Annotated in this window: 1 protein-coding gene; it reads right to left on the reverse strand. The window is 59.0% G+C overall.

What is annotated here, in order from left to right:
- A protein-coding gene (locus TW83_RS20230; RefSeq protein ID WP_157001777.1) for an IS5 family transposase occupies positions 1-718 on the reverse strand; the annotation gives its coding sequence in 2 pieces (ribosomal slippage) (positions 1-397 and positions 397-718; 719 coding nt annotated over the 2 pieces). This gene is flagged as partial in the annotation.
- Positions 719-722 lie beyond the last annotated feature (4 nt).

Raw genomic sequence — 722 nt, forward strand, 5'->3', positions numbered from 1 at the left:
GAGAGGAACACCTTCGGGCAGCGGTCATAACGGGTCGCGACGCGCCGCCAGTCCTTTATCCTGCCGAACATGATCTCGATACGGTTGCGCCGCTTGTATCTGCGCTTGTCATACTTGACCGGCATCTTGCGTTGCTTCCGGCCGGGGATGCAGGCCCGTATCCCCTTGTCCTGCAACGCCTCTCTCAACCAGTCAGCATCATAACCGCGATCGCCAAGCAGCCACCTGACGTTTGGCAGGCCGCTGAGCAGCGCCCTTGCGCCGATATAATCGCTCACCTGTCCGGCAGTGATGAACAGATCGAGCGGTCGCCCCTGGCTGTCGCAGATGGCGTGCAGCTTGGTGTTCATGCCGCCTTTTGTGCGGCCGATCAGACGTCCACGCCCCCCTTTTTGACGGCCATGCTGGTCGCCGTTCGATGTGCCTTCAGGTATGTTGCGTCGATCATCACAGTATTCTCTTCAACGTGTTCAGCAGCGAGGCCGGCCATCATCCGAGCGAAGATACCCTTCCCGCTCCAACGCCTCCAACGGCTATAAAGTGTTTTGTGAGGCCCATAGGCAGCGGGTGCATCACGCCAGCGCAAGCCATTGCGGATGATGAAGATAATCCCGCTGAGAACGCGCCTGTCATCAACGCGCGGCTTGCCATGGGACTTTGGGAAAAAAGGGGCAAGACGTGCCATCTGCGCATCCGTCAGCCAGAAAAGGTCGCTCATCTCA

This window comes from Paracoccus sp. S4493 (assembly GCF_000967735.1).
GTDB classification, from domain to species: domain Bacteria; phylum Pseudomonadota; class Alphaproteobacteria; order Rhodobacterales; family Rhodobacteraceae; genus Paracoccus; species Paracoccus marcusii.